At 61.8% G+C, this 25,960-nt stretch carries 14 protein-coding genes and 2 pseudogenes; 6 read left to right on the top strand and 10 right to left on the bottom strand.

What is annotated here, in order from left to right:
• Positions 1 to 2 precede the first annotated feature (2 nt).
• From C9990_RS29095 to C9990_RS33205, 3 genes and pseudogenes are all read right to left on the bottom strand, one after another.
• Positions 3 to 1,745 (bottom strand): potassium/proton antiporter, encoded by a 1,743-nt coding sequence (locus C9990_RS29095; RefSeq protein ID WP_065899995.1) that lies wholly within the window; start codon positions 1,743 to 1,745, stop codon positions 3 to 5.
• Positions 1,746 to 1,985: 240 nt separating this feature from the next.
• A pseudogene (locus C9990_RS33210) lies at positions 1,986 to 2,585 on the bottom strand (methyl-accepting chemotaxis protein); the annotation flags it as partial.
• Between the two features lie 303 nt (positions 2,586 to 2,888).
• Positions 2,889 to 3,545, bottom strand: a pseudogene (locus C9990_RS33205) (MCP four helix bundle domain-containing protein); the annotation flags it as partial.
• 343 nt (positions 3,546 to 3,888) lie between these two features.
• On the opposite strand from C9990_RS33205, the gene C9990_RS29085 reads away from it, so the two are divergent.
• On the top strand, positions 3,889 to 4,119 hold the full coding sequence (locus tag C9990_RS29085; protein WP_012721849.1) for a hypothetical protein: 231 nt from the start codon (positions 3,889 to 3,891) through the stop codon (positions 4,117 to 4,119).
• Positions 4,116 to 4,409, top strand: a complete 294-nt coding sequence (locus C9990_RS29080) for a cell division protein ZapA (RefSeq protein WP_065899998.1) — start codon at positions 4,116 to 4,118, stop codon at positions 4,407 to 4,409. Before C9990_RS29085 ends, C9990_RS29080 begins: the two co-directional genes overlap by 4 nt.
• A 3-nt stretch (positions 4,410 to 4,412) precedes the next feature.
• Here C9990_RS29080 and C9990_RS29075 read toward each other — a convergent pair whose 3' ends face one another.
• Together C9990_RS29075 and putA are read right to left on the bottom strand one after the other, a co-directional pair.
• The gene (locus tag C9990_RS29075; protein ID WP_106805355.1) at positions 4,413 to 6,215 is read right to left on the bottom strand and encodes an acyl-CoA dehydrogenase; all 1,803 of its coding nucleotides are present in this window, start codon (positions 6,213 to 6,215) and stop codon (positions 4,413 to 4,415) included.
• 221 nt (positions 6,216 to 6,436) lie between these two features.
• Positions 6,437 to 10,390 carry a trifunctional transcriptional regulator/proline dehydrogenase/L-glutamate gamma-semialdehyde dehydrogenase gene (gene putA / locus C9990_RS29070; protein WP_106805354.1) on the bottom strand — a complete coding sequence of 1,318 codons (3,954 nt, stop codon included), beginning with the start codon at positions 10,388 to 10,390 and terminating at the stop codon, positions 6,437 to 6,439.
• A 462-nt stretch (positions 10,391 to 10,852) separates the two neighbouring features.
• On the opposite strand from putA, the gene putP reads away from it, so the two are divergent.
• From putP to C9990_RS29055, 3 genes are all read left to right on the top strand, one after another.
• On the top strand, positions 10,853 to 12,337 hold the full coding sequence (gene putP / locus C9990_RS29065; protein ID WP_065900004.1) for a sodium/proline symporter PutP: 1,485 nt from the start codon (positions 10,853 to 10,855) through the stop codon (positions 12,335 to 12,337).
• Between the two features lie 204 nt (positions 12,338 to 12,541).
• The gene (locus tag C9990_RS29060) at positions 12,542 to 14,572 is read left to right on the top strand and encodes a type VI secretion system tip protein VgrG (RefSeq protein WP_106805353.1); all 2,031 of its coding nucleotides are present in this window, start codon (positions 12,542 to 12,544) and stop codon (positions 14,570 to 14,572) included.
• Positions 14,572 to 15,297: a DUF4123 domain-containing protein gene (locus C9990_RS29055; protein ID WP_106805352.1), complete on the top strand. Its 726-nt coding sequence runs from the start codon at positions 14,572 to 14,574 to the stop codon at positions 15,295 to 15,297. The genes C9990_RS29060 and C9990_RS29055 overlap by 1 nt, the downstream gene beginning before the upstream one ends.
• On the opposite strand, the gene C9990_RS29050 is transcribed toward C9990_RS29055, so the two are convergent.
• Positions 15,283 to 16,560, bottom strand: a complete 1,278-nt coding sequence (locus C9990_RS29050) for an O-acetylhomoserine aminocarboxypropyltransferase/cysteine synthase family protein (protein ID WP_065900012.1) — start codon at positions 16,558 to 16,560, stop codon at positions 15,283 to 15,285. The genes C9990_RS29055 and C9990_RS29050 overlap by 15 nt on opposite strands.
• A gap of 252 nt (positions 16,561 to 16,812) precedes the next feature.
• Between C9990_RS29050 and C9990_RS29045 the strand changes: the two genes are divergently transcribed.
• Positions 16,813 to 17,649, top strand: a complete 837-nt coding sequence (locus C9990_RS29045; RefSeq protein WP_065900013.1) for a 23S rRNA (adenine(2030)-N(6))-methyltransferase RlmJ — start codon at positions 16,813 to 16,815, stop codon at positions 17,647 to 17,649.
• A gap of 146 nt (positions 17,650 to 17,795) precedes the next feature.
• Here C9990_RS29045 and msrA read toward each other — a convergent pair whose 3' ends face one another.
• From msrA to aceE, 4 genes are all read right to left on the bottom strand, one after another.
• Complete coding sequence (msrA, locus tag C9990_RS29040; protein ID WP_065900014.1) at positions 17,796 to 18,443, bottom strand: peptide-methionine (S)-S-oxide reductase MsrA; 648 nt, start codon at positions 18,441 to 18,443, stop codon at positions 17,796 to 17,798.
• A gap of 72 nt (positions 18,444 to 18,515) precedes the next feature.
• The gene (locus C9990_RS29035) at positions 18,516 to 21,209 is read right to left on the bottom strand and encodes a bifunctional diguanylate cyclase/phosphodiesterase (protein WP_065900016.1); all 2,694 of its coding nucleotides are present in this window, start codon (positions 21,207 to 21,209) and stop codon (positions 18,516 to 18,518) included.
• A gap of 317 nt (positions 21,210 to 21,526) precedes the next feature.
• Positions 21,527 to 23,173, bottom strand: coding sequence for a dihydrolipoyllysine-residue acetyltransferase (gene aceF, locus C9990_RS29030; RefSeq protein ID WP_106805351.1), 1,647 nt, complete (start codon positions 23,171 to 23,173; stop codon positions 21,527 to 21,529).
• Positions 23,174 to 23,184: 11 nt separating this feature from the next.
• Positions 23,185 to 25,830 (bottom strand): pyruvate dehydrogenase (acetyl-transferring), homodimeric type, encoded by a 2,646-nt coding sequence (gene aceE, locus C9990_RS29025; RefSeq protein WP_065900019.1) that lies wholly within the window; start codon positions 25,828 to 25,830, stop codon positions 23,185 to 23,187.
• Positions 25,831 to 25,960: the final 130 nt, after the last annotated feature.

Below are 25,960 nucleotides of genomic sequence, written 5' to 3'. Positions count from 1 at the left end.
GTTTAGAGGAAGAGTCCGGGACCCGGGCGACTTCCTTCGGGGAATCTGACGCCGACTTTGCCGATCTTGTTCCCGTCCATGACCGCGACAGTCCAGATGGTGTTGTTCCATTCCACCTGGTCGCCCACCACCGGCGCGCCGCCGACTTTCTGGGTGATGAAGCGGCTGAGGGGCATGTCCGGGTCGATGCCTTCGAGCTTGAGGCCGTACAGGGCGGAAACCGCGCCCAGCTGGGCGTCGCCTTCGAGCACGAAGTCGCCGAAGAAGCGCAGGTCCAGGCCGCGTTGCGGTGCCTGGCTGAACAGTTTGCCCAGGGCTGGCAGGTTGTGTTCGTGGCCGATCACACAGAGCAGGTCGTCGACTTCCAGCACCGTACTACCCGACGGATGGAGCAGTTGCTGGCCACGGAACAGCGCGGCGATCCGCGTGCCTTCGGGCATTTTCAGCTCGCGCAGGGCTGCGCCGATGCACCATTTTTCCGCACCCAGGCGGTAGACGAACAGCTCCCACTCGCTGGTGACGTGCACTTCCAGGGCCGCGCGCGAGATGGGCGCAGGGTCCGGCGGTACCGTCACTTTCAGCAGCTTGGCCACCCACGGCAGGCTGGTGCCCTGCACCAGCAATGACACCAGCACGATAAAGAAGGCGAGGTTGAAGTACAGCTGCGCATGCGGCAGGCCGGCCATCAGCGGGAACACCGCCAGGATGATCGGTACCGCGCCACGCAGGCCGACCCAGGCGATGAAGGCTTTTTCGCGGCCATGGAACGCCTTGAACGGCAGCAGGCCGACCATCACCGACAGCGGCCGCGCGAACAGGATCATCCACAGCGCCAGGCCCAATGCCGGCAGCGCGATCGGCAGCAAGTCGTGGGGCGTGACCAGCAGGCCCAGCACCAAAAACATGCCGATCTGCGCGAGCCAGGCCATGCCGTCGAGCATATGCAAAATGCCATGACGGCTGCGCACCGGGCGGTTGCCGATTACCAGGCCGCACAGGTACACGGCGAGGAAGCCGCTGCCGTGCAGGGCGTTGGTCAGGGCGAACACCACCAGGCCGCCGGCGATCACCAGGATCGGGTACAAGCCCGTGGCCAGGTTGATGCGGTTGACCATCTGCAGCATCAGCCAGCCGCCGCCCAGGCCGACGATGCCGCCGATGCCGAACTCGCGCACCAGGTGCGTCAGCAGGCTCCAGTGCAGGCCGGTCTGGCCGCTGGCAAGCATGTCGATCAGGGTGACGGTGAGGAACACCGCCATCGGGTCGTTGCTGCCGGACTCGATTTCCAGGCTGGCGGTGACCCGCTCGTTCAGGCCCTTGCCGCCCAGCAGCGAGAACACTGCCGCGGCGTCCGTGGAACCGACGATGGCGCCGATCAACAGGCCCTGGATGATATTGAGGTCAAACAGCCAGGCCGCGGCCATGCCGGTGAGGCCGGTGGTGATCAGCACCCCGACCGTGGCCAGCGACAGCGCCGGCCACAACGCCACGCGAAAACTTGCGACCCGTGTACGCAGGCCGCCGTCCAGCAGGATCACGGCCAGCGCGAGGTTGCCCACCAGGTAGGCGGTCGGGTAGTTATCGAAAATGATGCCGCCGCCATCGACGCCGGCGACCATGCCCACGGCCAGGATGATCACCAGGATCGGGATGCCCAGGCGGGACGAAAGGGAACTCACCAGAATGCTTGCACCCACCAGCAACGCGCCGATCAAGAACAGGCTGTTGATGGTCGTCGCATTCAAAGGCAGTACTCCATGAGTAAACAAGACGGGGCGCAAACTGACCATGCAGTCTGCGTGCCAGCGATTCTAACCTGTTGAATTGCTGCGCTGTCAAAAAGGTTTTGTGGCGCGATGAAGATCAAATGTGGGAGCTGGCTTGCCTGCGATAGCATCGCCTCGGTGAGCCTGATTCACCGAGGTGCCTGCATCGCAGGCAAGCCAGCTCCCACAAGGGATCAGCGCTGCCAGGAGGGCTTTGGTTCAGAGCCTGAACCGCCCCACCATCCCATTCAAATCCACCGCCAGGCGCGACAGCTCACTGCTCGCCGCACTTGTCTGGCTGGCGCCGGTGGCGGATTGCACCGACAAATCACGGATGTTCACCAGGTTACGGTCCACTTCCCGCGCCACTTGTGCCTGCTCTTCCGCCGCGCTGGCGATCACCAGGTTGCGCTCGTTGATTTCCACGATGGCGGTGTTGATGGTGTCCAGTGACATCCCCGCGCCCTTGGCGATGTTGAGTGTCGATTCCGCACGTTCGGTGCTGTTGCGCATCGAGTCCACCGCGTGCTCGGTGCCGGCCTGGATGCTGCCGATCATCCGCTCGATCTCGCTGGTGGATTGCTGGGTACGGTGGGCCAGGGCGCGCACTTCATCGGCAACCACGGCAAAGCCACGGCCGGCTTCCCCGGCACGCGCGGCTTCAATGGCGGCGTTGAGGGCCAGCAGGTTGGTCTGGTCGGCCAGGCCGCGAATCACGTCCAGCACCTTGCCGATATCCCGGGACTCATTGGCCAGGTCGCCGATCAAGGTAGCGGTGGCTTGCACGTCGCCGCTCATGCGCTCGATCGCGCTGACGGTTTCCTGTACCAAGTCACGCCCGTCGCCGGCGGAAGTTGTGGCATTGCGCGAGGCTTCGGAGGTGCTCACCGCATTGCGCGCGACTTCTTCGACGGCGCTGGTCATCTCGTTGACGGCCGTGGCGGCCTGTTCGATTTCGTTGTTTTGCTGGGTCAGGCCGCGGGCGCTTTCGTCGGTGACGGCGTTCAGCTCTTCAGCCGCCGATGCCAGCTGGGTGGCGGAGCCGGCGATACGCTGCAGGGTGTCGCGCAGCTTGTCCTGCATCTTGGCCATGGCCGCCAAAAGGCGCCCGGCTTCGTCGTTGCCGTCAATCTTGATCGGCCGCGTCAGGTTGCCTTCGGCGATTTCTTCAGCGGCGCCCAATGCCTGGGAAATCGGCAAGGTGATGCTGCGGGTCAGCAGCCAGGCGAACAGCAGGGTCAGCGCGGTGGCGATCACCAACAGGCCCACCACCAGGTCAAAGGCCAGGTCGTACTGGTCTTCGGCTTGCTGGTTGGTGGCCAGGGCCATCTTGTTATTGAGGTCAAGCAGGCGCGTAAGCACCGCGTTGACCTGCTCGGAGTTGCTCAGCAGTTCGGTGTTGAGCAGGCTGCGCAACTCGTCCACCTGATTGGCGCGCGACAGGCTTTTCATGCGCTCTTCGATCTGATGGTACTGGCCGAGCAGGCGCACGTATTCGTCGTAGGTCGAACGCTCCTCGCTGCTCTCGATCAGCTTCTCGTAGACCGCCTGGGCCGTGCGGATCTGCTGGTTGCGCAGCTCGAAAGCCTCGAGGGTTTTTTGTTGCACCTCCGGCTCGCGGTTGGTCAGCAAGCGATAGGACAGGACCCGCAGGCGCAAAGTGAGTTGGGTGAACTCATCCAGTGCGCGAATGCTCGGCACGCTGGACAGCGTGATGTCTTCGGTGGCGCCACGGATTTTGCTCATCTGGTTCAGGGCGAACACACCGAGAAACAACATCAGGGCACCAATCAGCGCGAAGCCGAGGAAGGCCCTCGGAGCAATATTCATATTACGAAGCGACATGCGGAAATCCTGGGGAGAAGCGCGATCCGTGCGGTCATGAGACGGGGTGTCCCTCTCTATCGGACGTACGACTAAAGTCTAAAGGGCGCTGTGCGTTTTTGTCGCACCTGACGAGGGGTTGCGCTGATTCAGGAACCAGATGGGGGAAATGCAGTCACTAAGGCTCGAAAGCGTGGCCCGGCCCTTAAAAAACGGGCTGCGCGCCGGGGATAACCCTGGCATCCGAGGTGAATTTTCTTTATCGTCACCGCCCTTTGAAAAAGCCCGAGAAATCAAAATGTTAGAAGCATCCCTCAGCCAACTGGAACAACTGGTCAGCGACCTGGTACAGCAGAATCAGGATCTACTGGGCAGCAACGAATCCCTCAAGGCCGAACTGGCTCGCGCCAAGGATGAGAACGACAGCCTGCAATTGAACCTGATGGAACAGGAAGAAAAGCATGGCGCCACCGCCGCGCGTATCCAGGCGTTGGTTGAGCGCGTGAGCGCAGGGCCTGTCAGCGCATGAATGAAGGGATAAAGGTCGTTTCGATTCTCGGAGAGGATTACTCGATCAAGGCACCGGCAGGGGAGGACAAAACCCTGATGCACGCCGTGACCATGCTCAAGGCGTCCCTGGCCACCACCAAGAAAAAGTACCCGACCCTGATCGGTGACAAGCTACTGGTGCTGGCGGCGCTGAACCTGTGCGCCGAGCAGATCGAAATGCAGCAGGCTCACCAGCAGGAACTCGACCGTTACCAAGAGCAAGTCAGCGCCACGGTCGATGTGATTTCCAAGGTGATCGGACAACCTTAGGGGTCAGAACCACTCATCCTGCATGCCGAGGCACGTGTCATCACGTGCTTCGAGAATCGCCAGTTCATGATGGCAGCTTGGTACTTCCCAGGTCAGGAAGTACCGAGCGGCCTGGAGCTTGCCTTTGTAGAAGGCCACATCCGCCGCATTGCCCCTGGCCAAGCCTTCCTCGGCGCGAATCGCCTGTTCCAGCCAGCGCCAGCCAATCACCGTATGCCCGAATACCTTCAGGTACAGCGCCGAATTCGCCAGGCTGCTGTTGACCTTGCCGTGGGCGAGATCCGTCAGCAGGCCGATGGTCACGCTTTGCAGGCGGTTGACCAAGTGCTCCAGCGGTTCCCTGAGTGGGGTGAGGCTTGGGTATTGCTGAGCACGCGCACCGGTTTCGGCGATCAGTCTGATGAGTTGCTTCAAGCCCGCCCCGCCGTTCTGTGCGAGCTTGCGCCCGAGCAAATCCAGGGATTGGATGCCATGGGTGCCTTCATGGATGGGGTTCAGGCGGTTATCGCGGTAGTACTGTTCTACCGGGTATTCACGGGTGTAGCCGTGGCCGCCGAGAATCTGGATCGCCAGTTCGTTGGCCTTGAGGCAGAACTCCGAGGGCCAGGATTTGACGATCGGGGTCAGCAAGTCCAGCAATTCGTGGGCGTGCTTGCGCTCGGCTTCGGTTTCCAGGGTGGTGGTGTCGTCGAACAGCCGCGCGGCGTAGAGGCCCAGATCGAAGGCGCCTTCCACGTAGGATTTCTGGGTCAGCAGCATGCGTTTTATGTCCGCGTGCTGAATGATCGAGACCGGCGCAGTGGTGGGATCCTTGCTATCAGGCAGGCGACCTTGCGGGCGTTCACGGGCGTACTCCAGGGAGTAGAGGTAGCCGGCATAACCGAGCATGACCGCGCCCATGCCCACGCCGATGCGTGCCTCGTTCATCATCTGGAACATGCAGCTCAACCCCTGGTGCGGCTTGCCCACCAGGTAGCCGACACAGTGGCCGTTATCGCCGAAATTCAGCGCCGTGGACGTGGTGCCGCGCCAGCCCATCTTGTGGAACAGCCCCGCCAGCAACACATCGTTGCGTTCCCCCAGGCTGCCGTCGTCGTTGACCAGGAACTTGGGCACGATAAACAGCGAAATGCCCTTCACCCCAGGCGGCGCATCCGGCAGCTTGGCCAGCACCATATGCACGATGTTTTCCGACAGCGGATGATCGCCGCCGGAGATGAAGATCTTATTGCCTTTGAGTCGATAGCTACCGTCAGCCGCTGGCTCTGCGCGTGTACGAATATCCGACAGCGATGAACCGGCATGTGGCTCTGTGAGGGCCATGGTGCCGAAGAAGCGGCCCTCGATCATCGGCTGCAGGAAGCGTCGTTTCTGCTCCTCGGTGCCGAAGCTTTCAATCAGGTTGGCGGCGCCCATGGTCAGGAACGGATACGACGTGGACGCGGCGTTGGCCGACTGGAAATGCGCGAAACAGGCCTGCGACAGCAGGGTAGGCAGTTGCATGCCGCCCGCTTCGAAACTGCGCGCCGCGTTGAGGAAGCCGGCTTCGAGGAAGGCATCCACCGCCGGCTTCACTTCCGGAATCAGGATGGCCTTGCCGTCTTCATAGCGCGGTTCGTTTTCGTCGTTTTTGCGGTTGTGCGGTGCGAAGTACTTCTCGGCAATGCTGCGCGCCGTGCTGATGGCTGCATCGAAGGTTTCGCGATTGTGCTCGGCAAACCGCTCGCGCTGCGTCAGGCCCTCGGCATCGAGGACTTCATACAGCTCGAAAGCCAGATTGCGGGAACTGAGCAGCGTCTCGGACATGGCGGCTTACCTTTGAAAAGTATGCCGCAGTCTAGAAGCGCTGATAAAAAGGGGGAAGGAACATAGATGGGGGTGATGGGAGGACACAAGCTTCAGCTACAAGCTACAAGCTACAAGCTACAAGCTACAAGCTACAAGCTACAAGCTACAAGCAGCTTGAGGCTTGAGGCTTGAGGCTTGAGGCTTGAGGCTTGCAGCTTGCAGCTTGCAGCTTAGAAGGTTTAGCCGATGGTCATCAGGCTGGCGTTACCGCCTGCTGCAGCGGTGTTAACGCTCAACGCCCGCTCAATCACCAGGCGCTCCAGTGCAATCGCGGTCTCGCCTTGCGACAAACCATGCACCCCGACAATCGCCCCGCCACGCTGGGCCACTTGCTGGCACACCGCACGCAGTTGATCGGAATCACCGTGGTGCAGGACGGCGTCGAACACCACGTCATCCTTGGTCCAATCGGCCACGCGCTTGATCTTCGCCTGAATCTCCTTCGGCAGGCGTGGGAACAAGGCCTTGGTCAGGTCGGTTTCCGGCCATACCGCAGAGCCGCCAACAGCCAGCACCGCCGCCAGTTGAGTCAGCAGGTCGCCTTCTACGTCCGCCAGGCACAGCACGTGCTCGCGGGGCAGGATGGCGTAGCTGTTGCGCTCGCCAGTCGGGCCAGCCAGTTGACGGGTGATACCGCTTTGCGATTGCGCGGCGAACTGGCTGCACAGGGCGCTCAGGTCGCTGAACTGATTGCTGTCCGCCCAGGTTTTCAGGGCGGTCAGCGGTTGGCTCATGGCGTCGCGCAAACGGACATCCGGTGCAGCCAGTGCGTCGCCACGCACGAAGGATTGTTCGATGGCATCGGTAGGACGGGTCGACAGCAGGCGGTACAGGTACAGCGGACCACCGGCTTTCGGGCCGGTCCCCGACAGGCCTTCGCCGCCGAACGGCTGCACGCCGACCACGGCACCAACAATGTTGCGGTTGACGTAGACGTTACCGGCATTGACGTTGTCGATCACCTTGGCGATGGTCTCGTCGATACGGGTGTGCACGCCCAGGGTCAGGCCATAGCCGGACGCATTGATCTGCGCGATGAGCTGGTCGATCTCTTTGCGCTTGTAGCGCACCACGTGCAGCACCGGGCCGAAGATCTCGCGTTGCAGTTCGTCGAAGCTTTCCAGCTCGATCAGGGTCGGCATCACGAAGGTGCCACGCTTGATCTCTTCGCCGTCGGCAATGGCCACCTGGTACACGTTGCGGCCTTTGTCGCGCATAGCCTGGATGTGTTTCTCGATGCCGGCCTTGGCTTCGGCGTCGATCACCGGGCCGATGTCCACGGACAGGCGCTCCGGGTTGCCCAGGCGGCATTCAGCCATGGCGCCCTTGAGCATTTCGATCACGCGGTCTGCCGAATCTTCCTGCAGGCACAGGACGCGCAGGGCCGAGCAACGCTGGCCGGCACTGTCGAAGGCCGAGGACACTACGTCGATGACCACTTGCTCGGTCAGCGCCGAAGAATCGACGATCATCGCGTTCTGGCCGCCGGTTTCGGCGATCAGCGGGATCGGGCGGCCCTGGGCATCCAGGCGGCCAGCGACATTGCGTTGCAGCAGGCGCGCGACTTCGGTGGAACCAGTGAACATCACACCTTTGACGCGTTCATCGCCGACCAGGCGCGCACCGACGCTTTCGCCCTGGCCCGGCAGCAGTTGCAGCACGCCTTCCGGAATACCGGCTTCAAGCAAGATGCGCACGGCTTGGGCCGCCACCAGCGGCGTTTGCTCGGCAGGCTTGGCCAGTACCGGGTTGCCGGCAGCCAGTGCGGCAGCGACCTGGCCACTGAAGATTGCCAGCGGGAAGTTCCACGGGCTGATGCAGACCACCGGACCCAGTGGGCGGTGGGCGTCGTTAGTGAAATCGTTGCGTGCCTGCACCGCGTAGTAGCGCAGGAAGTCCACGGCTTCGCGCACTTCGGCGATGGCGTTGGCGAAGGTCTTGCCGGCTTCGCGAGCCAGCAGGCCCATCAGTGGCTGGATCTCGCCTTCCATCAGGTCGGCGGCACGTTCCAGGATCGCGGCGCGCTCGGCGGGCGGGGTGGCCTGCCAGATCGGGCCAGCATTGATGGCGCACTGGATGGCGTTGTCGACGTCTTCGACGGTGGCTTCCTGGACGTGACCGACCACATCACGCAGGTCGGACGGGTTCAGCACCGGTGCAGCAGGCTGGTCGCTGGAGGCGCAACCGAGCATCGGGGCGGCCTTCCAGTGGTTGTGCGCGGTGGCAAGCAACGCGCAGGACAGCGACGCCAGACGGTGCTCGTTGGCCAGGTCGATGCCGGCCGAGTTGGCGCGGTCGCTGCCATACAGGTCGCGGGGCAGCGGGATGCGCGGGTGCGGCAGGCCGAAGCCGCCTTCCAGCGTCGCCATCTGCTCGATGCTGGCCACTGGATCGGCCACCAGCTCCTGGATCGAGATGGACTGGTCGGCAATGCGGTTGACGAACGAGGTGTTGGCGCCGTTTTCCAGCAAGCGACGCACCAGGTACGCCAGCAGCGTTTCGTGGGTGCCGACCGGTGCGTACACGCGGCACGGACGATTCAGCTTGCCGTCGGAGACCTTGCCTACAACTTGCTCGTACAGTGGCTCACCCATGCCGTGCAGGCACTGGAACTCGTACTGGCCGGGGTAATAGTTCTGACCAGCGATATGGTAGATAGCCGACAAGGTGTGCGCGTTATGCGTGGCGAACTGCGGGTAAATGACTTCCGGCACCGACAGCAGTTTGCGTGCACAGGCGATGTAGGAAACGTCGGTGTACACCTTGCGGGTGTAGACCGGATAGCCTTCCAGGCCTTCAACCTGGGCGCGCTTGATTTCGCTGTCCCAGTACGCGCCTTTCACCAGGCGGATCATCAGGCGATGGCGGCTGCGGCGGGCCAGGTCGATAACGTAGTCGATCACATACGGGCAACGCTTCTGGTAGGCCTGGATCACAAAGCCGATGCCGTTCCAGCCGGTCAGCTGTGGTTCGAAGCACAGGCGTTCGAGCAGATCCAGCGACAGCTCCAGGCGGTCGGCTTCTTCGGCGTCGATGTTCAGGCCGATGTCGTATTGCTTGGCCAGCAGGGTCAGGGACAGCAGGCGCGGGTACAGCTCGTCCATCACGCGCTCGTATTGCGCACGGCTGTAACGCGGGTGCAAGGCCGACAGCTTGATGGAGATGCCTGGGCCTTCATAAATCCCACGACCGTGAGAGGCTTTGCCGATCGAGTGGATGGCTTGTTCGTACGAGGCCAGGTATTTCTGGGCATCGTGTTCGGTCAGGGCGGCTTCCCCCAGCATGTCGTAGGAATAGCGGAAGCCCTTGGCTTCGAACTTGCTCGCGTTGGCCAGGGCTTCGGCGATGGTTTCGCCGGTGACGAACTGCTCGCCCATCAGGCGCATGGCCATGTCGACGCCCTTGCGGATCATCGGCTCGCCGCTCTTGCCGATGATGCGGCTCAGGGACGAGGTCAAGCCTGCTTCGTTATGCGTGGCGACCAGTTTGCCGGTCAGCAACAGGCCCCAGGTGGCGGCGTTGACGAACAGCGACGGGCTGTTGCCCAGGTGCGGCTGCCAGTTGCCGGTGCTGATCTTGTCGCGGATCAGCGCGTCGCGGGTGCCCTTGTCCGGGATGCGCAGCAGCGCTTCGGCCAGGCACATCAGTGCGACACCTTCCTGGGACGACAGGGAAAATTCCTGCAGCAGGCCCTGAACAATACCGGCACGGCCGCCGGCACTCTTCTGATTACGTAGTTTTTCGGCAATCGAGGCGGCCAGCTTGTTGGTGGCTTCGGCCATGGGCTGCGGCAGGCGGGCCTGCTCGATCAGCATCGGCACTACTTCCGGCTCAGGGCGACGGTAAGCGGCGGTGATCGAGGCGCGCAGTACGGATTGCGGCAGGATGCTCTCGGCAAACTCCAGGAAGCATTGGTGGGCGTGGTCGGCCTGGACTTCGCCGGCGTCATCTGCGTCCTTGCTGCTCAAGCCATTCAGCTCGGTCAGGGTTGCACCACCCTCGAGTTTCTCCAGGTAATTGAAAATCGCCTGCTTGATCAGCCAGTGCGGCGTGCGATCAATCGAGGTCGCGGCGGCCTTCAGGCGTTCGCGGGTCGGGTCGTCGAGTTTGACCCCAAGGGTGGTCGTAGCCATTTTTTTATCCTCATGGGTGCCACTACCGAGTGGCATCAGCTGGCGGCAAGATTAGCTTTGCGCCTGCAGAGGTGCAACCGGGTGCAACCCATTTTCTTCATGAATTTTTCGATCGTGATCGGGAAAAAATTTGGCCCTCGACGGAATTCGTTGTGTGTTGGTGCATTTGCTTCTGAGATCGGCTGTTCTTGCTCCGAAAAGGAGCAAAAACGCGCTGATTGCCGCAATACACACCTAGGTGCAACTTATTCTCAAGAAACTGGTTGCACCTTATTTGCTTTGTTGAATAGCATTCGCGCCCAAGGTGCAACCACCTTTACGGTTCGGTTCATCGGCTGACGGCTTTCCTGGGGAAACGTCAGTCATAAATGCGCGGCACGCCGGTTCGTCTCCCCAACTAGCAATGGGGTAGCCGTCCGCGAGACCGCTGCTACATAAAAACAAAGCCAGGGCGTCACTCATATGAGCGTTAGTAATCCTACCCTGATCACGTTTGTGATCTACATCGCAGCAATGGTGCTGATCGGCTTCATGGCCTATCGCTCCACCAACAACCTTTCCGACTACATCCTCGGCGGTCGCAGCCTCGGCAGCGTGGTCACTGCCCTGTCGGCCGGTGCTTCGGATATGAGCGGCTGGCTGTTGATGGGCTTGCCGGGCGCGATCTACATGTCCGGCCTGTCGGAAAGCTGGATCGCCATCGGCCTGATCGTCGGTGCCTACCTCAACTGGCTGTTCGTGGCCGGTCGCCTGCGGGTACAGACCGAGCACAACGGCGACGCCCTGACCCTGCCGGACTACTTCTCCAGCCGTTTCGAAGATAAAAGCGGCCTGCTGCGGATCATCTCTGCGGTGGTGATCCTGGTGTTCTTCACTATCTATTGCGCTTCCGGCATCGTGGCCGGCGCCCGCCTGTTCGAAAGCACCTTCGGCATGTCCTACGAGACTGCGCTGTGGGCCGGCGCGGCTGCGACGATTGCCTACACCTTTGTGGGTGGTTTCCTGGCGGTGAGCTGGACCGACACCGTACAAGCCACGCTGATGATTTTCGCGCTGATCCTCACGCCGATCATCGTGCTGCTGGCCACCGGTGGCGTCGACACCACCTTCCTGGCGATCGAAGCCAAGAACCCCGACAACTTCAACATGCTGAAGAACACCACTTTCATCGGCATTATCTCGCTGATGGGCTGGGGCTTGGGTTACTTCGGCCAGCCGCACATCCTCGCGCGTTTCATGGCAGCGGACTCGGTGAAGTCGATTGCCAATGCGCGTCGCATCTCCATGACCTGGATGATCCTGTGCCTGGGCGGCACCGTGGCGGTGGGCTTCTTCGGTATCGCCTACTTCTCGGCGCACCCGGAAGTGGCCGGCCCGGTCAACGAGAACCACGAGCGTGTGTTCATTGAGCTGGCCAAGCTGCTGTTCAACCCATGGATTGCGGGCGTGTTGCTGTCGGCCATCCTGGCAGCGGTCATGAGCACCTTGAGCTGCCAGCTGCTGGTATGTTCGAGCGCGCTGACCGAAGACTTCTACAAGACCTTCCTGCGCAAAAATGCTTCCCAGGTCGAGCTGGTGTGGGTCGGCCGCGCCATGGTGCTGGTAGTGGCGCTGATCGCTATCGCCATGGCTGCCAACCCGAACAACCGTGTGCTGGGCCTGGTGAGCTATGCCTGGGCCGGCTTCGGTGCCGCATTCGGTCCTGTAGTACTGATCTCGGTGATCTGGAAAGGCATGACCCGCAACGGCGCACTGGCCGGGATCCTGGTCGGTGCGATCACCGTAATCGTGTGGAAGCACTTCGAATTGCTCGGCCTGTACGAAATCATCCCAGGCTTCATCTTCGCCAGCCTGGCGATCTACTTCGTCAGCAAGCTGGGCGCACCGACCGCCGGCATGATCGAGCGTTTTGATGCTGCGGAAAAAGACTACAACCTCAACAAGTAATTCGCCGGGCGCTGAGCGCCTGATGAGTTAAAGAAAAGGCCCGCATCCTACGGATGGCGGGCCTTTTTTTGCGTGTGATTTCAGACGAGCCAAAGAAGATTCTGACGCACCTATGTAGGGTTTTACTGATTTGCAGTGAGCATGCTCTTTAGCGTGGAGCAGTGGTGCAGAATCTGCCGCCTACCCCTCGCAGAGAAACACCGGATGTTCGCTCCTGCCAATCAAAGTGCCTTTACCCTGACCCTGGATGGGGTGCCGAGTGAACTCAAGGTGTTCGAGTTTCACGGCACCGAAGCCATCAGCCAGCCCTATTGTTTTGACCTTGAGCTGGTCAGCGAGCAGCCTGACCTGGACCTCGAAAGCTTGCTGCATCGCCAGGTGTACCTTGGCTTCGATGCCCGGGGACGCGGGGTGCATGGCCTGGTCTACCGCGTGGCGCAGGGCGATTCCGGGCGACGCCTCACGCGCTATCAGCTCAGCCTGGTGCCCCAGCTGGCGTACCTGCAGCACAGCAGCCACCAGCGGATCTTCCAGCAGCAGACGGTGCCGCAGATTGTGGCGCGGGTATTGGGGGGGCAGGGCATCCAGAGCGACCAATTCCAGTTCAGCCTGAGTGGTACTTACCCACCGCGCGAGTATTGCGTGCAGTTCGGCGAGACCGATCTGGCGTTCATTCAGCGGCTATGTGCGGAGGTGGGGATTCACTATCACTTCCAGCATTCGCCCGAAGCGCATTTGCTGGTCTTTGGCGATGACCAGACGGTGTTTGCCCAGGCTGAACAGTCCACGCCGTATGCGCCCGGCTCCGGAATGGTGGCTGAGGCGCCGGCAATCAAGCGGTTTGCCGTGCGCTTGGCCACGCGTACCACGTCGGTCAATCTACGCGATTATGACTTTCAAAAACCGCGCCTCGCCCTGGAGAGTGCGGCCGCCGGTGAGCAGCTTCCCACGCTTGAGCAGCAGGGTTTCCCCGGCCATTTCAACGACCGTGCCCATGGCAAATACCTGGCGCAGCGTGGGCTGGAGCGTCATCGCAGTGATTACCAGCTGGCCCATGGCAGCGGTGATGTACCGGCGCTGGCCAGTGGTCGGTTCCTCACGCTGAGCGGGCACCCGCGCGCGGCTTGGAATGATGTGTGGCTGGTGCGCGAGGTCACGCATGCAGGCAAGCAACCGCAGGTGTTGGAAGAGGCTGTTACAGCGGTGTCTGGCGCAGCGTTTCGCCAGGGTTATCGCAATGAATTTGTCGCCGCGCCGTGGCAGGTGATCTTTCGCCCGCCATTGCCTGAGCAGCCGCGCCCGGTTATTTCGGGTTATCAGAGTGCCGTGGTCACCGGCCCCGCCGACAGTGAGATCCATTGCGACGAGTACGGGCGGGTCAAGGTGCAACTGGCCTGGGATCGCGGCGGTGAACATGACGAGCATTCCAGTTGCTGGTTGCGGGTCGCCAGTGGCTGGGCGCATGACCGCTATGGCTCGGTGTTGATCCCCAGGGTCGGCATGGAGGTGCTGGTGGGTTTCGTCAATGGTGACATGGACATGCCGCTGGTGATGGGGTGCGTGCCCAACGCGGCGACGACGTTGCCCCTCGACCTGCCCGCGGAAAAGACCCGCAGCATTTTCCGCAGCCAAAGCAGCCCCGGTGGGGGCGGCTATAACGAGTTGCGCATTGAAGATCGCAAGGGCGCCGAGGAAATCTACCTGCGTGCCCAGCGGGATTGGACCCAGCATGTGCTGCATGATCAGCAGGTGCAGGTGGATAACCGGCGGCGGGTAAGGGTGGGTGGTGAATCGCATCATGAACTGCAGGGCGAAGAACAACGCATCACCCATGGCAATCGGCTGACTGAACTGAAGCAGGATGATCACCTGGTGGTCGGCGGCTCGCAGCAGATGCGGGCTGGGCGAACCATTCAGATCGGCGCGGGGCAGAGTGTGGTCATCGATGCCGGTGCGAGTGTGACGATTCAGGCGGGCGGGCAATCTATCACGCTGTCCTCGGGCGGCATATTCAGCAGCGTGCCGATTCAACTGGGCGGTGCTCCCGCTGCGGCGGCCGCACCATTGCTGCCGGGCGCGAAGGAGACATTGCTCGCAGTGATTGCCGCGCCATTAAGTCGTGTGCAGATAGCCAGCCTGAAACGCAGCGCACCCTTTTGCGAGGAATGCGAGCGATGCAAGAACGGCCAGTGCGATCTGGCCGGTCAATCCCCCCTGGCAAGGAGTCCAGCCTGATGCCTCCACATTTGACGCCATGCGCCTGGTTGGCCGAATACCCTTTGCTTGCCCATGAGCGGCTTTTCGCGGTGTTGGGCAGTGCCAGCGAGGCCAAGCCGTATGCTGCCTGGCAAGCCATGGCGGCCGGGAATCTGCCGCACTCCGTGTGGGCCGGCACCGCCTACGCCGACTGGGATGAGGTCATGCCTTATGTGGGCATTGTCGAGCCGGGTAGCGCTTTCCTCGATTGGATTGCTGCCAGCGCCGCCACGGATTGGGGGTGGTTGGCGATATCGTCCAGCCCGCTGGAGACCGTGCTTGCGCACCTGCAAGGCCTGACCAAGGTGTACCTGCCCGATAATCAGGAGGTGTTTTTGCGCTTCTGGGACGGGGCTCAGTTTCACCCGATCTTGCAGGCATTGGGCGATGAGGCGGGAAAGGTGCTACCAGTGTTCCAGCGGTATCTGATCAATGGCCAGCCGCTGGCGGTAGTACCGGGGCCCGTGACCGAGGCCAACCCCTGCCCCTGGTGGCGGGTGCCTGCGCCAGTACTGGAGCATCTGGCAGCGCAACCGCCGCACATTCTGGTCGACAACCTGCTGCAATGGCTCGAAGAACAGCGCCCGGACGTGTACACGGCGTTTACGCCGGCGACCCTGCGGCACAAGGTCACCTATTGTGTGCGTCGTGCGCAGATCAGCCACGAGGCGCTGGCCGACTACCTGGTTTCAGAGTCGGGTTGAGTCGAGTGCCTGTTGCAGGTCCTCGACCAGGTCTTCGATCGCCTCGATACCGACTGACAGGCGGATCATCTCCGGCTTCACGCCGGCCTTGGCCTGCTCCTGCTCGTTCATTTGCCGATGGGTGGTGGAGGCTGGGTGGCAGGCCAGGGATTTGGCGTCGCCGATGTTCACCAGGCGCTTGAAGATCTGCAGCGCATCGTAGAAGCGCACGCCGGCCTCATAGCCGCCCTTCAAGCCGAAGGACAGGATCGCCGACGGTTTGCCCTGCATGTATTTCTGCGCCAGCGCATGGTGCGGGTGATCCGGCAGGCCTGCGTAGCTGACCCACTCAACGTCGGCATGGTCTTGCAGGAACTGCGCAATTTTCAGCGCGTTCTCGGTGTGGCGCTCCATGCGCAGGGCCAGGGTTTCCAGGCCTTGGAGCAGCAGGAACGCATTCATCGGCGCAAGGGCGGCGCCGGTGTTGCGCAAGGGCACGGTACGGGCGCGGGCGATAAAAGCGGCAGGGCCGAATTTCTCGGTGTAGACCACGCCGTGATAGGCCGGCTCGGGCTGGTTGAGGCCGGGAAATTTATCCGCGTATTTCGTCCACGGGAACGTCCCGCTGTCGACGATCACGCCGCCCAGGGAGTTGCCGTGGCCACCCACGTATTTGGTCACCGAGTGCACCACGATGTCGGCGCCGAACTGGATCGGCTTGCACAGGATCGGCGTGGCCACGGTGTTGTCGACCATCAGCGGTACGCCACGGGCATGAGCGACGTCGGCCAGGGCTTCGATGTCGATGATATTGCCTGCCGGGTTGCCGATGCTTTCGCAGTAGACCAGCTTGGTGTTGTCGTCGATCAGTTCGGCAATGGCCTCGGCGGAGTCGTTGCGGGCGAAGCGCACGTCCACACCGAAGCTTGGCAGCAGATGGGCGAACAGGGTGTAGGTGCCGCCATACAGCTGCGGGGTGGTGACGATATTGTCACCGGCGCGGGTCAAGGTCTGAATCGCATAGTGGATTGCAGCGCTGCCAGCCGAGACGGCGAGGGCGGCGATCCCGCCTTCGAGGGCCGCCATGCGTTGCTCCAGCACATCGTTGGTGGGGTTCATGATCCGTGTGTAGATATTGCCGGGCACATCCAGGTTGAACAGGTCGGCGCCGTGTTGGGCGTTATCGAATTCGAAAGCGACGTTCTGGTAGATCGGCACGGCGACGGCCTTGGTGGTCGGGTCCGACTTGAAACCGTGGTGCAGTGCAAGGGTGGCGTCTTTCATGATGGTTATTGACCTCCTTGGATTCCTGGATGCCCCCGTCGAGAACGCTGGGGGCTGGTTGCCTGCGATGGCATCACCGCGCACTACGGGTAATACCGCGTCACTTGCGTCGCGGGCAAGCCCGCGCGCACCGGGGGCATTAGATTGTTTTCGGGGGTATGCCTGCGTTTGCGACATAAGCACCGCCCGACACGCAGCCCTGCACCTTTGCCCGTGTAGAAGGTAAACTTCGCCCCCTGCGCAGGAGCAACCATGAATTATCGTCACGCCTTTCACGCCGGCAACCACGCCGATGTCTTCAAACACCTGACCTTGACCCGCCTCATCGCCCTGATGTCGCGCAAGGAGCAGCCGTTCGCCTACCTCGATACCCACGCCGGCATTGGTCTGTACGACCTGCAGGGCGACCAGGCCAACCGCACCGGTGAATACCTGGAAGGCATCGCCCGCCTGTGGGGCGCGAGCGACCTGCCGCCGCTGACCGCCGACTACATGCGCGTGTTGCATGAGATGAACCCGGACGGCCAGTTGCGCTACTACCCGGGCTCACCGGAGCTGGCACGACGTCTCACCCGGCCGCAGGACCGCGTGTTGCTCAACGAAAAGCACCCCGAAGATGGCGTGCTGCTCAAGGACAACATGAAGGGTGATCGCCGGGTCAAGGTGCACCTCGGCGAAGGTTGGCATGTGCCTCGCGCACTGCTGCCGGTGCCGGAAAAGCGTGCGCTGATGCTTATCGACCCGCCGTTCGAGCAACTCGATGAAATGCAACGCTGCGCCGCCTCCCTCAAGGAAGCGATTGGCCGGATGCGCCAAACCGTGGCGGCGATCTGGTACCCGGTGAAGGATCAGCGCATGTTGCGCCGTTTCTACCAGGACCTGGCCGGCACCGGTGCGCCGAAGTTGCTGCGGGTGGAATTGCTGGTGCATCCGCTGGACACGCCAAACACCCTGACCGGCTCGGGCCTGGCGATCGCCAACCCGCCATGGGGCCTGGAAGAGGAATTGCGTGAGCTGCTGCCGTGGCTGTCCAAGAAGCTTGGCCAGACCCAGGGTGGGTGGCAGATGGATTGGCTCATAGCTGAATAGTTATAAGCTGCAAGCCGCAAGCTTCAAGCTGCAAGTGACAACAGCGAACACCACTTTCAGCTTATAGCTTATAGCTTGTAGCTTGTAGCTTGTAGCTTGTAGCTTGTAGCTTGTAGCTTGTAGCTTGCAGCTTGCAGCTCCGACCTTCAGATCGGACAAGTCACGCCCGTGCCGCCAATCCCGCAGTAGCCCTGCGGATTCTTCGCCAGGTACTGCTGGTGGTACGCCTCGGCGAAGTACACCGTCGGTGCTTCTTCGATTTGCGTGGTGATCGCACCCAGGCCGGCCTTGCTCAGTTCTTGCTGATACGCCTGTGCGCTGGCCTTCGCCGCGGCCAATTGCTCAGGTGTGGTCGCATAGATTACCGAGCGGTATTGGCTGCCGATGTCATTGCCCTGGCGCATGCCCTGGGTCGGGTTGTGCAATTCCCAGAACATCTTCAGCAGGTCTTCATACTTGACCTTGGCCTGGTCGTATACCACCAGCACCACTTCGCTGTGGCCGGTCAGGCCCGAGCAGACTTCTTCATAGGTCGGGTTCGGCGTGAAGCCGCCGGCATAGCCGACCACGGTGCTGACCACGCCATCGCGCTGCCAGAACCTGCGCTCGGCACCCCAGAAGCACCCCAGGCCGAAAATCGCGAAGCCGACATCATCCAGAAACGGGCCCAGCAGCGGGTTGCCGTTGACGAAGTGCGTCTGCGGCAGGTTCATCGGGGTTTCACGGCCAGGCAAAGCTTGTTCTTGAGTAGGCAGCACGTTTTTGTTCACCAGAATTTCCGAGCGCAAGACCATGGGCAGTCCTCTCAGTCAGATTGAGTTAGGTAAGAATTCAGACCGCCAGTGTGCCCGAGTGTTACGGCGCTGTCAGGCGATTGGCCCGCGCGGGTAGCGCTTGAGCTTCTCGAGCAGCTCTGCACCCGGGATCGGCCGGTCGAACAGGTAGCCCTGGCCCACGTCGCAACGATGCCGGCGCAGGAAGGCCAGTTGCTCGGAGGTTTCGACGCCTTCGGCCACCACCTTGAGCTTGAGGTTGTGGGCCATGGCGATCACCGCCGAGGTGATTTCCATGTCGTCCTGGTTGTCCGGGATTTCGTGGATAAAGCTGCGATCGATCTTGATGATGTCGATGGGGAATTTTTTCAAGTAGCTGAGCGACGAGTAACCGGTACCGAAGTCGTCCATGGCCAGGGTCAGGCCGAAGCTTTTCAATTGGTCCAGTTGCAGGCGCGTATCTTCCGTGGCCTCCAGCAGCAGGCCTTCGGTCAGTTCCAGCTCGAGCAGGTTGGCCGGCAGCTGTTCTTCCTTGAGGATCGTGGCGATGGACGCCACCAGGTCCGGGTCGGAGAACTGCTTGGGCGACAGGTTGATCGCCACCTGCAGGTTGCCCATGCCGGCGGCGCTCAATTGCCGGCTCATGCGGCAGGCCTGGCGGGCGATCCATTTGCCGATGGGGATGATCAGCCCGGTTTCTTCGGCCACGCTGATGAACTGGTCGGGGCGGATCATGCCTTTTTCCGGGTGGTTCCAGCGCAGCAGCGCTTCCATGCCCAGCAAACGGCCACTGCGCAGGCACAGCTTGGGCTGGTAGAACACGTCCAGCTCGTTCTGGGTGAGGGCGCGGCGCAGGTTGTTTTCCACGAACAGCTTGTAGCTCGCCTCGGCGTTCAGCGCTTCGGTAAAGACTTGCACCTGGTGTTTACCGTTGGCCTTGGCCTTGTGCAGGGCCAGCCCGGCGTTGCGCATCAATGTCTGTGGATCGCGGCCGTGCAGCGGCGCGCAGGCCAGGCCCACGGAGCCGGTGACGCTGATCAACTGGTTGTCGACGAACATCGGCTTGTCGAGGGTCGCGAGCAGTTGGCTGGCGACCTGCTGGCCGCTCTCCAGGTCCGTGTCGTCGAGCAACACCGCAAACTCGTTACTGGCAAACCGCGCCAGGCTGCCGCCGGCACTCAGGCTGTTGCGCAGGCGCCGGGCCAGGCTGATCAGCAGCTTGTCGCCGGTCTGGTGGCCGAGGCTGTCGTTGATCCGCTTGAAGTTGTCGATGTCCACCAGCAACAGGCTGATCGGGCTGTCGCTGTCGCGGGCAAAGCGCTCGTCGAGGTTGCGGATGAAGGCCGGGCGGTTACCCAGGTTGGTCAGGTTGTCGGTATAGGCCAGGCGCTCGATGCGCTGCTGCGCGAGTTTGGTCTGGGTGATGTCTTCGTAGATGCCGATGTAGTGAGTCAGCTCACGATTATCGCCATACACCTTGGAGATCGACAGCTGGCCCCAGTAGGGTTCGAGGTTTTTGCGCCGGCTCTTGAATTCGCCCTGCCAACTATTGCTTTTGGCCAGGCTCGAGGGCGCATCGAACAGCAGTTCGCTGAGGTTTTCCAGGGCCGGCAGTTGGGCCAGGCGGTGGCCGTGGACCTCTTCGGCGCTGTACTGGGTGATCGCCGTAAAGCTCGGGTTGACGTATTCCACCACGCCATCGCAGTTGACCAGCAGGAAGGCGTTGGCGCTTTGTTCCACGGCGCGCTGGAACAGGTGCAGGGCGCTGGTGGCGGTGCGGCGGTTGTGGTTGTTGATGACTTGCGCGAACTGGTCGGCCAGTTCACCGGCGAAGGCAATTTCATCGGCCTGCCACGCGCGCGGGCTGCCGCCCTGTTCCAGGCACAACACGCCGATCACTTGGCCATCGACGCGGATGCTCGCGTCGAGCATCGCGTAGATGTCCTTGGCCCGCAGGTTTTCGGCCATCTCGCGGGTACGCGGGTCGCGCATGGCGTTGGTGGCGTCGATGGCGCGGCTGGTGTGCAGGGCTTCCAGGTAGTCGGGAAAGCCGCTCGCGTCGATCGCCTCGGGCATATGGTGGCGTTGGTCCGCGCGGTGGTACGCCGAAATCGGCACCAGGCGCTGGCCTTCGAGGTTCCAGATGCTGGCGCAGTCGATCTGGTAGATATCGCAGGCGCTGCGGGTGATCAGCTCGGCGGCTTCCTGCAGCGAATTGTTAGTGGTGTAGCGCTGGCGGGCCAGCAACAGGATCAGCTCCTGCTGGGCGCGCACCCGTTCCAGGTGCTGCAGTTGTTCCTGCTGGGCGCGCTGGTTGAGCTCCAGGGCAATCTGCAGGCGGCTGTTCTGGCTCTCCAGCTCCGCCGTGGGGGCGGGGGAAGGCACTTCGCTGAACAGGCCGTCGACCACCATCAGGTAGCCGCGCAGCAGGTGGCGATTGTGCTGTTTGTAGGCTTCGCCCATTTCCAGCAGGCTCAGTGGGCCGTCGCTGGTGTGCAGGGTGTAGCGCACCAGGTAGTGAGGGCTCTGGGTCAGTTGCTGCTGGATGGTGTCGTGCAGTTGATAGCGCGCCTGGGGCTCCATCAGGCTGGCGTAGGGGGTGCCGATCAGGGCGCACAGCTCGACCGCCGGCAGGCCGAATTGGCGCTCGCAGTTGGGGTCGAGGTAGAGCAGGGCCCAGCTTGCCTCATTAAGCCGCTCGAAACGCAGCATACCGAGGCGCGAAGGCACCGGTAACTGCGTCACTACCTCGGCCGCCATACGGGCGACATCGGGTTGGCTTTTCATGGGGGGAGACTCACTTGAAATAACGCGCACGGTGCCGGGCTCACGCCCTCTTTTCTGCTGCCTGCGGCAAGGTTGCATCATGCGGCGCGGACTGACAAGAGAGGATGAAGGCTAAGTGCTATAAGGGGGTTATCGGCCGCGCGAGGGGTTTCTTCAATCGATGTGACGGAAGGTGTACAAACCTGTTTGGCTTGTTCAATTTTTACCCGGTACGCGGGCAAAAAAAGCCCCGCCAAGTGGCGGGGTTGAGGTACGAGCGTGGCGCTCGGAAATCGGTGCGGCAAGGGCCTCCCCGCTGAAGGGGAGGCCGTTGCGGCTTACAGCAGAATGGTGCGGATGTCGTTCAGCAGTTGGCTCAGGCGCTGCGTGAAGCGTGCAGCGGCGGCGCCGTTGATCACACGGTGATCGTAGGACAGCGACAGCGGCAGCATCAGCTTTGGCTGGAACGCTTTACCGTCCCACACAGGCTGGATAGTTGCCTTGGACACGCCCAGGATCGCCACTTCCGGCGCGTTGACGATCGGCGTGAAGCCGGTGCCGCCAATGTGGCCGAGGCTGGAGATGGTGAAGCACGCGCCCTGCATGTCGTCCGGGGTGAGCTTCTTGTCACGGGCCTTGGCAGCCAGTGCAGCAGCCTCAGCGGCCAGCTGCAGCAGGCTCTTCTGGTCGACGTTCTTGATGACCGGTACCAGCAGGCCATCCGGGGTGTCGACCGCAAAGCCTACGTGCACGTATTTCTTGCGAATGATCGCCTTGCCGCTTGGCGCCAGCGAGCTGTTGAAGTCCGGCAGTTCCTTGAGCAGGTGTGCACAGGCCTTGAGCAGCAGTGGCAACACGGTCAGTTTCACGCCGGCCTTCTCGGCCACGGCTTTCTGCGCAACGCGGAAAGCTTCCAGGTCGGTGATGTCGGCCTGGTCGAACTGAGTCACGTGCGGGATGTTCAGCCAGCTGGCGTGCAGACCGGCCGCGCCGATTTGCATCAGGCGGGTCATCGGCACTTCTTCGGTTTCGCCGAAGCGGCTGAAGTCCACGGTGCGGATCGGCGGAATGCCCGAACCACCGGTAGCGCCGCCAGCAGCTGGCGCTTCCTTGGCTTTGTGCATCATGGCCTTGACGTAGACCTGCACATCTTCCTTCAGCACGCGACCGTGAGGGCCAGTGGCCGACACGGCACTCAGCTCAACGCCGAACTCACGGGCCAGCTGACGCACGGCAGGGCCGGCGTGCACCTTGGCACCGCTTGGCGCTGGAGCGGCAGCTGCAGGGGCCGCAGCGGCCTCGGCTTTGGCAGCAGGCGCAGGGGCGGCGGCAGCCGGAGCCGATTCAGCCTTGGCAGCCGGAGCGGCTGCTGGTGCTGGAGCGGCAGCCGGCGCTGCGCCTTGGACTTTGAGCTTGAGGATGAAATCGCCAGTGCCGACTTCGTCTTCCAGCTTGACCGCGATGCTTTCCACCACGCCGGCAGCCGGCGAAGGGATTTCCATGGAAGCCTTGTCGGACTCCAGGGTGATCAGCGACTGGTCGGCTTCGACGGTGTCGCCGACCTTGACCAGCAGCTCGATGATCTTGGCCTTGCCTGACGAGCCGATGTCCGGGACGTGAATGTCCTGGACGCTGGCGGCGGCAGGTGCAGCAGCCGGGGCCGGAGCGGCCTCGGCAGCAGCAGGCTTTTCAGCAGCAGGGGCTGGTGCAGCAGCGGCAGCCGGGGCCGCCGCAGGGGCCGCATCAGCGGCACCTTCGATTTCCAGCTCCAGCAGTTCGTCGCCTTCTTTCAGGCGATCGCCCAGCTTCACTTTCAGGCTCTTGACCACGCCGGCCTTGGGAGCAGGGATTTCCATGCTCGCCTTGTCCGATTCCAGGGTCAGGATGCTCTGGTCGGCTTCGACGGTGTCGCCGACCTTCACAAACAGCTCGATTACTTCACCTTCACCGCTGCCGATGTCAGGTACGCGAATGAGTTCGCTCACAAAAAATCTCCTCAGCAGTCCAGTGGGTTGCGTTTTTCCGGGTTGATCCCGAACTTCACGATAGCGTCAGCCACTACCTTAGGCTCGATCTCACCACGGTCAGCCAAGGCTTCCAGGGCTGCCAACACCACGAAGTGACGGTCGACTTCGAAGAAGTGACGCAGCTTCTTGCGGCTGTCACTGCGGCCGAAACCGTCGGTGCCCAGGACTTTGAATTCCTTGGACGGGACCCACTGGCGAATTTGTTCAGCAAACAGTTTCATGTAGTCGGTCGAAGCGATCACCGGGCCTTTACGGCCGGTCAGGCACTCTTCCACGAAGGTGCGCTGTGGCTTCTGGCCAGGGTGCAGGCGGTTGTGACGCTCTACGGCCAGGCCATCGCGACGCAGTTCGTTGAAGCTGGTAACGCTCCAGACGTCAGCGCCGACGTTGAACTCGTCACGCAAGATCTTAGCCGCTTCACGCACTTCACGCAGGATGGTGCCGGAGCCCATCAGCTGCACGTGGTGCGCCGCTTCCTTGGTGTCTTCTTCGAGCAGGTACATGCCCTTGATGATGCCTTCCTCGACACCGGCCGGCATGGCTGGCTGCTGGTAGGACTCGTTCATCACGGTGATGTAGTAGAAAACGTCCTGCTGCTCTTCGGTCATCTTCTTCATGCCGTCCTGGATGATCACCGCCAGCTCATAGCCGTAGGTTGGATCAAAGGTGCGGCAGTTCGGGATGGTGGCAGCCAGGATGTGGCTGTGACCGTCTTCGTGTTGCAGGCCTTCGCCGTTCAGCGTGGTACGGCCGGCGGTGCCGCCGATCAGGAAGCCACGGGTACGGCTGTCGCCTGCTGCCCAAGCCAGGTCGCCGATACGCTGGAAACCGAACATCGAGTAGAAGATGTAGAACGGCAGCATCGGCTGGTTGTGGCTGGAGTACGAGGTACCGGCAGCGATGAAGGAGCTCATGGCGCCCGCTTCGTTGATGCCTTCTTCGAGGATCTGGCCCTTCTTGTCTTCCTTGTAGAACATCACCTGGTCTTTATCGACTGGCTCGTAGAGCTGGCCGACGGAGGAGTAGATGCCCAACTGACGGAACATGCCTTCCATACCGAAGGTACGGGCTTCGTCCGGGATGATCGGGACGATGCGCGAACCGATTTCCTTGTCCTTGACCAGCTGCGCGAGGATCCGCACGAAGGCCATGGTGGTGGAGATTTCACGGTCGCCCGAGCCGTCCAGGATAGCCTTGAGGGTATCGAGTGGCGGTGTAGGGATGTCGAAGGACTTGGCGCGACGCTGTGGCACGAAACCGCCCAGTGCGGCACGACGCTCGCTCAGGTAACGGGCTTCGGCGCTGTTCGGTTCCGGCTTGAAGAACGGCAGGTTCTCCAGCTCTTCGTCCTTGACCGGGATGTCGAAACGATCGCGGAACAACTTCAGGCTGTCGACATCGACTTTCTTGGTGTTGTGCGCAGTGTTTTTCGCTTCGCCGGCACCGGTGCCATAACCCTTGATGGTCTTGGCCAGGATGACGGTCGGTTGTTCTTTGTGGTTGACCGCTTCGTGGTACGCCGCGTAGACCTTGTACGGGTCGTGGCCGCCACGGTTGAGTTTCCAGATCTCGTCGTCGGACAGGTCGGCAACCATCGCCTTGAGTTCAGGCGTGTTGAAGAAGTGTTCACGTACGAACGCGCCGTCTTTGGCTTTGTAGTTCTGGTACTCGCCGTCGATGACTTCGTCCATCCGGCGTTGCAGGATACCGTCGACGTCCTTGGCCAGCAGTGGGTCCCAGAAACGGCCCCAGATGACTTTGGTCACGTTCCACTGAGCACCGCGGAACACGCCTTCGAGTTCCTGGATGATCTTGCCGTTGCCGCGAACCGGGCCGTCGAGGCGCTGCAGGTTGCAGTTGATGACGAAGATCAGGTTGTCCAGCTTCTCGCGGCCAGCCAGGGAGATGGCGCCCAGGGATTCCGGCTCGTCGCACTCGCCGTCGCCCAGGAAGCACCAGACTTTCTGCTTGCCTTCCGGGATGAAGCCGCGCGCTTCCAGGTACTTCATGAAGCGTGCCTGGTAGATCGCCTGGATCGGGCCAAGGCCCATGGATACAGTCGGGAACTGCCAGAAATCAGGCATCAGCCAAGGGTGCGGGTACGACGACAGGCCGTTACCGTCCACTTCCTGGCGGAAGTTGTTCATGTGTTCTTCGGTGATGCGGCCTTCCATGAACGCACGGGCGTAGACGCCTGGCGAGGTGTGGCCCTGGAAGTAGATCAGGTCGCCGCCGTGTTCGTCGGTCGGGGCCTGGAAGAAGTAGTTGAAGCCGATGTCGTACAGGGTTGCGCTGGAAGCGAAGCTGGAGATGTGACCGCCCAGGTCAGAATCTTTCAAGTTCGTGCGCATTACCATCGCCATGGCGTTCCAACGTACCAGCGAGCGAATGCGGCGTTCCATGAACAGGTCGCCAGGCATGCGTGCTTCGTGGGTAACGGGGATGGTGTTGCGGTACGGCGTGGTGATGGCGTAGGGCAGTTGCGAGCCGCTGCGGGTCGCGAGTTCGCCCATACGGGTCATCAGGTAGTGAGCACGGTCTTCGCCTTCTTTGTCGAGAACCGATTCCAGGGCGTCCAGCCATTCCTGGGTTTCGACGGGATCGAGGTCTTGCATGGCTTGCTCCAGGGCGGAAAGGCTACCAGAATCGGTTGCCTGAAGTTTGCGACTGGCCTTGTGGGCAGACGACATAAATTCTTGGATGGCCGAAGGTTGCTTCGGCGTCCTGTAGTTTTACTACAAATCG

It is taken from the genome of Pseudomonas sp. S5D5 (assembly GCF_003013355.1).
GTDB lineage: Bacteria > Pseudomonadota > Gammaproteobacteria > Pseudomonadales > Pseudomonadaceae > Aquipseudomonas > Aquipseudomonas aylmerensis.
Note: the sequence above shows the minus strand (reverse complement) of the source record. Positions and strands in the feature narration are given on the sequence as shown.

Excerpts from the sequence above, each read along its gene's own strand:
- C9990_RS29085 (WP_012721849.1), top strand. The coding sequence starts at position 3,889 with ATGTTAGAAGCATCCCTCAGCCAACTGGAACAACTGGTCAGCGACCTG.
- C9990_RS29080 (WP_065899998.1), top strand. The coding sequence starts at position 4,116 with ATGAATGAAGGGATAAAGGTCGTTTCGATTCTCGGAGAGGATTACTCG.
- C9990_RS29075 (WP_106805355.1), bottom strand. The coding sequence starts at position 6,215 with ATGTCCGAGACGCTGCTCAGTTCCCGCAATCTGGCTTTCGAGCTGTAT.
- putA (WP_106805354.1), bottom strand. The coding sequence starts at position 10,390 with ATGGCTACGACCACCCTTGGGGTCAAACTCGACGACCCGACCCGCGAA.
- putP (WP_065900004.1), top strand. The coding sequence starts at position 10,853 with ATGAGCGTTAGTAATCCTACCCTGATCACGTTTGTGATCTACATCGCA.
- C9990_RS29060 (WP_106805353.1), top strand. The coding sequence starts at position 12,542 with ATGTTCGCTCCTGCCAATCAAAGTGCCTTTACCCTGACCCTGGATGGG.
- C9990_RS29055 (WP_106805352.1), top strand. The coding sequence starts at position 14,572 with ATGCCTCCACATTTGACGCCATGCGCCTGGTTGGCCGAATACCCTTTG.
- C9990_RS29050 (WP_065900012.1), bottom strand. The coding sequence starts at position 16,560 with ATGAAAGACGCCACCCTTGCACTGCACCACGGTTTCAAGTCGGACCCG.
- C9990_RS29045 (WP_065900013.1), top strand. The coding sequence starts at position 16,813 with ATGAATTATCGTCACGCCTTTCACGCCGGCAACCACGCCGATGTCTTC.
- msrA (WP_065900014.1), bottom strand. The coding sequence starts at position 18,443 with ATGGTCTTGCGCTCGGAAATTCTGGTGAACAAAAACGTGCTGCCTACT.
- C9990_RS29035 (WP_065900016.1), bottom strand. The coding sequence starts at position 21,209 with ATGAAAAGCCAACCCGATGTCGCCCGTATGGCGGCCGAGGTAGTGACG.
- aceE (WP_065900019.1), bottom strand. The coding sequence starts at position 25,830 with ATGCAAGACCTCGATCCCGTCGAAACCCAGGAATGGCTGGACGCCCTG.